This window comes from Peptoniphilus timonensis JC401, from assembly GCF_000312025.1.
GTDB classification, from domain to species: Bacteria; Bacillota; Clostridia; order Tissierellales; family Peptoniphilaceae; genus Peptoniphilus_A; species Peptoniphilus_A timonensis.
This window is the reverse complement of the sequence record NZ_HE978593.1, coordinates 138,415-148,678: the sequence shown is the minus strand read 5'-3', so window position 1 is coordinate 148,678 and position 10,264 is coordinate 138,415. Positions and strand designations below refer to the sequence as shown.

Sequence of the window (10,264 nt, the reverse complement as noted above, 5' to 3'; positions counted from 1 at the left end):
GATTTTTAAGTGCATCTTCAAAATATTTTATTTCTTTTTCAACTAATAAACCTGCACAAGATGGTAGAAATTCTGTCACTCCAACATTTGATGCGTGAGCTCTGTGAGCTGTTCCAAAGGCATCATTTACAAAAATATCTCCTAGACTTGCTAATTTTTTTGCAAAATCAGGATCATTTTTTCTTCGCCCTTTACAAATCTTAAATTTTCAAGAAGAGCAATTTCTCCCTTTTTAAGATTTTTAACTTCTTCAATAACTTTTTCATCTACAACTTCTTTTGAAGGTATAAATTTAACATCCTTATTTAAAAGTTCAGCAGCTCTTTTCGCAACTGGTTCAAGAGATAATTCTTCCTTGTATTCTCCCTTAGGTCTTCCAAGGTGACTCATAAGAACAACTTTTGCACCATTTTCTATTAAATACTCAATAGTAGGAATAGCCTTTATAATTCTATCATCGCCTGTAACTTTTCCATCCTTTAGAGGAACGTTAAAGTCAACCCTAACTAGGGCAGTTTTATCATCAAAATCAAAATCTCTAATAGTTTTTTTCACATTACACCTCTTATTTTCGATTCATAAATAAATTTCATCAACATAAATTATACCACAAAATATAGCTTGTTGAAGTTAGTAGAATAGCTTTATAAATATTTATACTTGCTAATTAGCTTAAAATTCATAATAAAAGATTTATTGCCTTTATTTTCTTTTTTTTGTGATATAATGTGATAAATCATTAAACCATATATGTCATGAATTTATTTAAAAATAAAGCTAAAAACTAAAAAATAATGAACTTTAACTTACATATATTTAAAAATGGAGGAGCTTACTTATGAAAATGCAAATAATAAAATTCCTTACAATAATTCAGCCTCATTATCTTCTTAACATAATTGAGATTATCCTTTTAATTTTAATATTAAATAAATTAAAAGAAATATTTAAGGAGATGTGATTTTATGGAAAAATATGAAGCAACGATGGAAATCTTAACTGGTCTAATTCCCTATACGATTTTGCATGTGATTAAAATTGTTTTATTAGTTAAAATATTAAATCTTCTAAAACAATTTAAAAAATAAAATAAGCAAAAAAAGGCGATAGAGTTTTTAAATTCTATCGCCTACTTTGTATTTTCTTTATTTTTCCGAGAAATCTACTTTCCAAACTTTTTCTGCTGCTTCAAACATATTATCTATTAACTCTTTATTTTTTTCATAAACTTCTTTTAAGTTTTCATCTTCGCCTATAATATTCATATCTTCATCAAGTTCTATTTGATAAGTGGAATCCCCATCTTTTATCCTTGCACCATACTCATAATTTTTACCAAAAAATCCCGGCCATATTATAAGTCCAGACCCTTCATTATTTGAAACTCCTAGATTACCTGTGAAAGATGAGAATCCAGGTGACTTAACATTGAAAGTATAATTTGTCTTTTCATCATGAAGAACATATAAGCCTGATTCATGTTTTGGAACTTCTTTTGTATAGGGTGCGTAAACATATTTTGAATTTGCAAACCATAGCAAAGAATAAGCCAAGGCTAGTCCTACTATCCCTATTATTATTTTTTTCAAATTCTTTTTCATAAATTAACCACCCTATCTCCTAAAGTCTTTATATAATCATCATGAGTTACCAAGCAAACTGTCTTTCCCATTTTTTGATATTCTTTTAAAATAGAAATAACCATATTTGCATTTTCCCTATCAAGTGATCCTGTCGGTTCATCTGCTAATATTAACTTGCACTTTTTTATTAAAAGTCTTGCTAAGGCAACTCTTTGCTGTTCTCCTCCAGAAAGTGTATAGACTTTTTGATTCTTCTTGTCAGAAAGTCCCACCATTTCCAGAGCTTCTTCTATACTTATGTCTGTTCTGCATCTTTTTTTGACAAGTTTTAGGTTTTCATAAACTGTCTCTCTTTCAATTAGGGCAAAGTTTTGAAATAGAAATCCCACAGTATATCTAAAATAATCAAGTAGATTTTTCTCTTTTGTTATATCTTGATTGCCAACAAGGACTTCTCCAGAGTCTACTTTTTCAATTCCCCCTATTATATTTAAAAGCGTCGTTTTACCACTACCACTCTTGCCCGATAATACTACAAATTCTTGATCTTTAATTTCTAGGTTAAAATCTTTAAAAATCACCTTGTCTCCAAAGGATTTATTCATATTTTTTATTTCAATCATCGAAATTCTCCTTTTAGTACCAGTTCTATATTATGATTTTCTATTCTTTTTATTTCTCTATGGATAATAAGCTGTTCGATAACAAAAACAAGACCTATTATTACTATTCCATAAGCAAATGGAATTAATCTATACTTTAGGTTTATTAAGATAAAGATAATCATAGCTAAGAGAGATCCTATAATAGAAAATATAATTAATTTTTTGTATCTTTCCCAGAAATTATATCCAAGTATCTTCATCAGAGAAATTTTGTAAGCATTTATCCTAAATTCAAGCTTTGTTAGGGTAAGTAGAATAATAATTTCTAAGCTTATTAATATCAAAGATATAACGACTTCCATTTTTAAAAGTCTTCTCATCTTTAATTTACCATCTAAATAGTTTTCATAAACATTGGTCTTTCCATGAATTTCTGACTCAAGTTTATACTCTTTAATAAAGTCATTAAATTTATCTTCTTTTATTTTGTACATGATATCCCTATCGTAAGTAGTTCTAAAAGCATTGCCTACAATATTTTCTTCTACGAATTCTGGCACTCTATTATCAAAAATAACTATAGGATTTTTACTAATTTTACTATTAAGTGGCAATAAATCATCAACATTAATTATCTTAGCCTTATCTTCATAATAGATTATTTCTTTATTTTTTACAGCTTTTTCATCAAGATGATCCTCAACCCTTAAATCTAGTAACTCAATCTTTTGATTTTTTTCTTTGGTTGATTCAGGAATAAAATAGTATAATTTTTCTTTAAATTCTTTATCCTTTATTGAACTTATCTCAGATTTTAAATAATCTAAGCTATTTCTATTAGTTAAGACCATGTCTTTATCGCCTATATTATCAAAATTTACAAGCACTAAAGGATCAAATTCTTTGAAGTATTTTTTGTAGAAAATTTCTTTTACTCTAGAACTATCTTCTATTACATTTTTACTTCCTCCCGGATAATTTTCTCTAGGTATATATCCTAAATTTGTATAGTAGTAGTCTTTGTGTGCTTTAAAGAAATCTTCTTCAGAAATAAAGTCTAAGGACTCTTTGATCATAAGGAAATTTATAGCAAGGGCAAGAGAAACAAGACTTACGCTTATGACTTTTAATAAATATAGGGCTGAAATAGTCACAAAAGAATTATCTTTATAGACTTTTCCTACATCAAATCTATAAAAAGAAAAATAGGTCAAAGAATTTATAAGAGCAAATAGACCAAGCATTAAATAAAAGGCATTTTTATAAAAATCTGTATAGGTATAAGCTTTTAAAAGCTGTAGAAATAGGATTCCAATGCCTACAATAGAAATAAGGTCTATTATTATTTCTTTAAATATTAAATAAAGCCTATTTTCTCCATAAATTATTTTTATAAAGGCATCTTCTTTACGAGTTTTTACGTAAATTGCTGTAAATATTAGACACATGGCAAAAATTATTGTCCAAAGTCCATAAACAGTGTAGTCAAATTTTCTGGATTTTTCTGGAAATCTTGGATGATTGCCAGCATACTTATTGATTAGTGATATCTTGAAATTTTTAATATCATCTTTATTTCCAAACAGATAATAATTATTGTTGACTTCTAGGTCTGAGGAAGAAATATTTTTATAATCGTCATAGGAAAGATTCACTTTTCCAAAAAATAAGCTAGTATATTCCCTTTCGTAAATACCCTTCTCTTCTGATAAATATTTTTCTACCTTTGGGCTAGAGCTATAAACAATTAAGTTATTCTCGTTTGTACTTATGACATCTTGTTTAACCACAAAGAATTCTACATCAAATTTACGAGCTGCTTCCTCTACTTCCTCTTTCATCTTTTCATGATCCATTCCAGGCTGATAAATAATTGTAGTATTGGGCATATCATTGGAAAAATTATCAAGGTATGTTATACCGTATTCTCCAACAAGTATTATTCCTATAAATATTAAAATTAATGAAATTATTATTTTTATTCTCTTCATCAAAGACCCCTCAATCAATACAAAATGTTGAAATCAAAATCAGATTTATTAAGATTGGTTTAAAGTATAAAACGATTTCCATCTTTAATAATTATAACATTAATAGGTTGATTATAAAAATTAAACTGGGATTCATAACAAACCCCAGTTTAATTTTTATCGTGTTCTTTAATATAATTTTGCTCCTGCTGGAATTTTGTCTTCTAGCATCACTAAGTTTAATAGTTCTTCCCCATCATAGTCGCTTCATATTTTCTCTCCTTGTTGATGACCATTACCATAAAAAAAGTTATACAATAAATTTTTACAAACATAATTTATATCACCTTTTTTACCATTTTCTTTAACTCAGGCAAGACCTCCTCTTTAAAAAAAGGATTTTTTGCTATCCACCTGTTGTTTAGAGGACTTGGGTGGACTATTGGGAAATATTCTGGCAAAAATTCTTTGTAAGATTTTACTGTTTCAGTTAAATTTTTCTTAAATTTATCCTTCAAATAAAACTTTTGAGCATAGGCTCCTATCAAAATGGTTAACCTTATATCCTTCAATTCATTTAATAAAAGTGGATGGTATTCTTTTGCAATAAAAGATCTAGGAGCCTTGTCACCCGATTTTCCCTTTCCAGGATAATAAAAATCCATTGGAATTATAGAAAAATCTTCACTATGGAGGACGTCTTCAGATATACCCAACCATTTGACAAGATTTTCCCCACTCTTATCATTAAATAAAATACCAGTTTCTTCAACCTTTTCCCCAGGAGCTTGCCCAATTATCAAAATTTTTGATTTTGGATTTAGCTGGAATATTGGATTAATTCCTCTATTTGTGTAGATTTCATTTCTGCGATCTTCTCTTAATTTTTTAATAATGAGTTTTTCTTTCATACTGTTGCCATCACTTTCACTAGAATTAGAACCTTACCAAGCTTTAGGACAAGTAACAATTTTCGTAAAAAATTTATTCTTAGCCTAGTAAAACTTTCAACTTATATAAGATTACTACCCATTTTTGTCTAGACTCTCATCATGAATTGCATAATCTACTATCATTCCTTGTGATGTTAAGTTTTCTTTTATAAATCTTTCGACTAGTTTTTTATTTTCACTTAAAGATAATTCTTTTGCTAGTCCTATTATGAATTGTCTTGCTAGTTGTGCATTAAAATTTTTCCAACATTTATACTTTATTCCATAGGGTCGACCTATCATTAATTTCTTTTGTCCTTGTTGCTTCTTCTATTAGGATTTTATTTCTTTTGACTCTTGTCTTAATTGCTCTAATTTTTTCATACTAATCTCCTTTTTTGAAATAAAAAAAGAACTGAGAATTTTTTTATCTCAGTTCTTTTCCTTTTATTAATATAATTTTGCCCCTGCTGGAATATTGTCATCTAACATTATAAGATTTAATAATTCTTCTCCATCATAGTCGCACACTGCAGATAGTAGCATACCACATGATTCTACTCCCATCATCTTTCTTGGTGGAAGGTTTGTAATCGCTACAAGTGTTTTTCCTATTAAATCTTCTGCATCATAAACATTTTTAATTCCAGAAAGGATTGTTCTCTCATTTTCTGTTCCATCATCAAGTGTGAATCTAAGAAGTTTTTTAGATTTTGGAACTTCTTCACAGTTCTTAACTTTTACAACTCTAAAGTCAGATTTTGAGAAAGTATCAAAATCAACCATATCTTCAAATAATGGTTCAACTTTTACTTTTGACATGTCAATTTTTGAAACTGCCACATCATCAGCTACCTTGTTAGCTTTCATTTCTGCAACTTCTTGACCAATTGGTTTCATTGTTGGGAATAATAGTACGTCTCTAATGCTTGGTTGATCAGTTAATAGTACAATCATTCTATCAACACCAATTCCAAGTCCGCCTGTTGGAGGAAGACCAACTTCAATGGCATTTATGAAGTCTGAATCCATTGGATGAGCTTCGTCGTCGCCTGCTTCTTTTTCTGCAACTTGAGCTTCAAATCTTTCTCTTTGGTCAATTGGATCGTTAAGTTCTGAGAAGGCATTTGCAAATTCCCAAGTATTTATAAAGGCTTCAAATCTTTGTGTAAGTCTTGGATCCTTTGGATTTCTCTTTGCTAGTGGAGAAACTTCTACTGGGTGACCAATTACAAAAGTTGGTTCAACAAGATGTTCTTCACAGAATTCTTCAAACATTTCTGAAAGAAGCTTGCCCCATGTGTCATTGTCATTTACTTCTAGTCCCTTTTCTCTTGCAATTTCTCTTGCCTTTTCATCAGAATCAATTTCGTTAAAGTCTACGTCAGCATATTTTTTAACTGCATCAATCATAGTAATTCTCTTCCAAGGAGCCTTTAGGCATATTTCTGTTCCTTGATAGTTAATTGTGTCAGTTCCAAGAACTTCAAGTGCCACATATTCGAAAAGATTTTCAGTAATTCTCATCATTTCTTCATAGTCAGCATAGGCTTGGTAAAGTTCAATGTTTGTAAATTCAGGATTGTGTTTTGGATCCATTCCTTCATTTCTAAACATCTTGCCCATTTCATAAACTTTGTCAAATCCACCTACGATTAATCTCTTTAAGAATAATTCATTGGCAATTCTAAGTTGCATGTCAATATCAAGAGTGTTGTGATGAGTGTAGAAAGGTCTTGCATTTGCACCACCTGCTACTGTACCAAGGATTGGTGTTTCAACTTCTAGAAAATCTTTATTATCTAAAAATTCTCTAATTTTTTTGATAATTTTATTTCTCTTAATAAATACGTCTTTTACTTCAGGATTTACAATTAAATCAACATATCTTTGTCTGTATCTTAGGTCTGGATCCTTTAGTCCGTGGAATTTTTCTGGAAGAATTTGTAGTGATTTAGAAAGTAGAGTTAAGTCAGTTGCACGAACTGTGATTTCCCCTGCTTCTGTTTTAAATACAATTCCCTTTACACCAATAATATCTCCAATGTCAAGTCCCTTAACTTCTTCATATTTATCTTCAAGGACATCTTTTCTTGCAAATACTTGGATTGTTCCCACAGAATCTCTCACATCTAAGAAACAAATTTTACCGTGACGTCTTTTGCTCATTACACGACCAGCTATAGAAACTTCTCTTTCTTCAGCTTCATTAAATTCTTCTTTAATATCAACTGAATGAGCAGTTACATCGTATGTTTCATTGACAAAGGGATCTTTTCCTTCTTTTTTTAATTCATCGAGCTTTTGTCTTTTTAACAAAAGCATTTCATTTAGTTTTGCATCTTCTGTCTTCTTCACAAACTGCCTCCTAAATAGTTATTCCACAAATTTCGTACTTGATAATTCCGTCTGGAACTTCAACTTCTACAACATCGCCTACACGATTGCCTAAAAGTTTTGAACCAACTGGTGATTCATTTGAAATTTTTCCTTCAAGAGGATCTGCTTCCGCTGAACCAACAATTGTGTATTCGTCCTCTTCCATTGTGTCAAGTTCTCTAACTTTTACACTAGAACCTACATTAACAACATCTGTATTTAAATCTTTTTCATCTATAATCTTTGCATTACGAACCATCATTTCAAGCTTTGCAATTCTCTCTTCAACTTGTGCTTGTTCGTTTTTCGCTTCATCATACTCAGAGTTTTCTGAAAGGTCACCATAACCTAGAGCTACCTTAATTCTTTCAGAAACTTCTTTTCTTCTAACAGTTTTTAAATACTCAATTTCATTTTCGATTTTTTCTAGACCTTCCGGTGTAAAAAATATATCTTTTTCCAAAATTCTCTCTCCTCAATATATAAAAAATAAGGCGTCAGCCGCCTTTCACAAAACCTTTTAATCTAAGCTATTATAGTTTATACTTCTCTAAATGTCAAGATTTTAAAGTATTTGAGTGAATTTTTAAAAATTTTTACAATAAAATAAACTCTGCAAATTCATTCACAGAGTTTGAAATCTATTTAACTTTATTTTCTTTTTCTTTATTTTTATTTTGATAAATAAAAATTAAATTGTCAAACATACAAGCCAACTCCAAAAATGCACAGAAATCCTCAACAGTATAAGCACGAAAAATATTAAATAATTTTAAAAAAAATGTGAAAATTAAAGATGTTGCTAAAGTTAAAGCGGCAAGAAGGGGCAATCTTTCTATAGATTTTTCATCATGATTGAGTAAATAGACAAGAAACCACAATATACTTCCTATAAAATGCATAATAAACTCCCTTCTTACTAACTCCACTTATATTTTAAATTTTAAAATCAATCTAAATTATCTATATAATCTCTTATAAGTTTTATTATCTCTTCTTTATCCTTTAAAATATTTAACTTATTCCTTACTTCTTTTGAATTCTTCATACCCTTAAAGTAATTTGCGTAAACTTTTCTCATCTCTAGGATTCCAAGTTTTTCTCCCCTATACTTTATTTTTCTTTCCAGCTCATCAATCATAAGAAGAAGTTTTTCCCTATCACTTGGTCTATAATAATCACCTATTTTTATAAGTTCTTCTATCTGATTAAATATATAGGGATTACCAACAGCGCCTCTTCCTATTGCAAGGCCGTCAACTTTTGAATAATTTATTTTTTCTATGGCATCTTCTGGACTTTCAATGTCTCCATTTCCAATTACTGGGATTTTTACATTTTCTTTTACTTCTTTTATATAGTCCCAATCGGCTTTACCAGTGTAGTATTCTTCTCTCGTTCTGCCGTGAACTGTGACAAAGCTTGCTCCTGCTGCCTCAATGTTTTTTATGGCTTTCATAGAAGACACCCCGCCAATTCCCTTTCTCACTTTTACAGAGACTGGTTTATTTGAACTCCTAACAACAGATTTTACAATATCATAGACAAGAGATGGATCACTTAATAGATATGATCCAGCTTTATTTTTTACAATTTTTGGTGCAGGACATCCCATATTTATGTCCACATAGGAAAAGTCATAGTCATTTAAAATACTTGCAGCTTCACCCATGACATCAGGGTCGCTGCCAAAAATTTGAACAGAAACTTTTTTCTCCTTGGGAGAAATTTCTAAAAGATCAAGGGTCTTTTTATTTTCATAGACAAGTGCCATGGCAGAAACCATTTCTGTTACAGTAATATCTGCACCCTTTTCTGTTGCCACTTCTCTAAAGGCTATGTCAGTATAGCCTGCCATTGGTGCTAAAATCTTTAACAAAAAATCACTCTCAATCTATTTGGTTATTTTTTTCAAAAATAATTTTAAGTCCTTCAAGTGTTAAAAACTTATTGATTATAAAATTATATTTTGAATCTTTAGTAAGCATTGTGGAAAAACCACCAGTTGAAATAATATTAGTATCTTCTTCCTTCCAATTTAATTCTTTTAGAAGTTTTGTAACAATACCATCTATCATTTCAGTGTATCCATAATATAGACCTGCTTGCATTGCTCCAACAGTATTTGCTTGGATTACTTTATCTGGTGCAATTATTTCTATTTTCGGAAGTTTTGAAGTCATCATGAAAAGAGCCTCTGCAGAAATCCCTATCCCTGGCATAATAAGTCCACCAAGATAATTTTTGTCCTTGTCAACAACACAAAAAGTCATAGCAGTTCCAATATCAACTATAATTGATTGTTCTCCATAAAGTTCAAGAGCACCAACTGCGTTTACAATTCTATCTGCCCCAACTTCTTTTGGATTATCATATTTTATATTTAAACCTAGATCTAGGTCTGTATTTACAACCATAGGACTCTTATTAAAATACTTTATAATCATAGAAGGAAGAGTGTGCATTAGGTTTGGCACAACTGAAGAAATAATTACATCTTCAATATCTTGTGGATCAATATTTGCATGAAGAAGAGTTTCTATAAAAATAAGTCCATATTCATCAGATGTCCTAGTTTTTACAGTAGAAGTCCTAAAATCATTGACAAGTTCTCCTCCCTTGTAAACGCCCCAAGTTATGGAAGTATTTCCTACATCTATTACTAATAACATTTTTACACCCCTATTTAACAAATTGTTTTTATTATATATTTTATAATCATCACTTTCAACTAAATCTTTCTATTTTAAATCCTTAAATTTATTGCTTAAAAAATTTTATAGTAACAAAAACAA

9 protein-coding genes and 2 pseudogenes are annotated in these 10,264 nt (G+C 29.9%); all 11 read right to left on the bottom strand.

Translation table 11 applies throughout. The annotated features are described in order from the left end of the window. Positions 1-555, bottom strand: a pseudogene (locus tag HGPT_RS00770) (phosphoglycerate kinase); the annotation flags it as partial. A gap of 590 nt (positions 556-1,145) precedes the next feature. Continuing rightward, a complete protein-coding gene (locus tag HGPT_RS00765) occupies positions 1,146-1,601 on the bottom strand; it encodes a hypothetical protein (protein ID WP_019137994.1) in 456 nt (151 codons plus the stop codon). After that, positions 1,598-2,206 (bottom strand): ABC transporter ATP-binding protein, encoded by a 609-nt coding sequence (locus HGPT_RS00760; RefSeq protein ID WP_019137993.1) that lies wholly within the window; start codon positions 2,204-2,206, stop codon positions 1,598-1,600. Before HGPT_RS00760 ends, HGPT_RS00765 begins: the two co-directional genes overlap by 4 nt. Next, the gene (locus HGPT_RS00755; RefSeq protein ID WP_019137992.1) at positions 2,203-4,179 is read right to left on the bottom strand and encodes a hypothetical protein; all 1,977 of its coding nucleotides are present in this window, start codon (positions 4,177-4,179) and stop codon (positions 2,203-2,205) included. The genes HGPT_RS00760 and HGPT_RS00755 overlap by 4 nt, the downstream gene beginning before the upstream one ends. Before the next feature lie 317 nt (positions 4,180-4,496). After that, on the bottom strand, positions 4,497-5,069 hold the full coding sequence (locus HGPT_RS00750; RefSeq protein WP_019137991.1) for a uracil-DNA glycosylase family protein: 573 nt from the start codon (positions 5,067-5,069) through the stop codon (positions 4,497-4,499). 117 nt (positions 5,070-5,186) lie between these two features. Next, positions 5,187-5,403, bottom strand: a pseudogene (locus HGPT_RS00745) (MobA/MobL family protein); the annotation flags it as partial. 137 nt (positions 5,404-5,540) lie between these two features. Continuing rightward, on the bottom strand, positions 5,541-7,415 hold the full coding sequence (lysS, locus tag HGPT_RS00740) for a lysine--tRNA ligase (RefSeq protein WP_040542344.1): 1,875 nt from the start codon (positions 7,413-7,415) through the stop codon (positions 5,541-5,543). 43 nt (positions 7,416-7,458) lie between these two features. Then, positions 7,459-7,932, bottom strand: coding sequence for a transcription elongation factor GreA (greA, locus tag HGPT_RS00735; protein WP_019137989.1), 474 nt, complete (start codon positions 7,930-7,932; stop codon positions 7,459-7,461). 178 nt (positions 7,933-8,110) lie between these two features. Then, entirely contained in the window at positions 8,111-8,371 is a 261-nt protein-coding gene (locus tag HGPT_RS00730) for a hypothetical protein (RefSeq protein ID WP_019137988.1), read from the bottom strand. Between the two features lie 47 nt (positions 8,372-8,418). Next, positions 8,419-9,348, bottom strand: a complete 930-nt coding sequence (dusB, locus tag HGPT_RS00725; protein WP_019137987.1) for a tRNA dihydrouridine synthase DusB — start codon at positions 9,346-9,348, stop codon at positions 8,419-8,421. A gap of 10 nt (positions 9,349-9,358) precedes the next feature. Next, on the bottom strand, positions 9,359-10,141 hold the full coding sequence (locus tag HGPT_RS00720) for a type III pantothenate kinase (protein ID WP_019137986.1): 783 nt from the start codon (positions 10,139-10,141) through the stop codon (positions 9,359-9,361). Between the last annotated feature and the right edge of the window lie 123 nt (positions 10,142-10,264).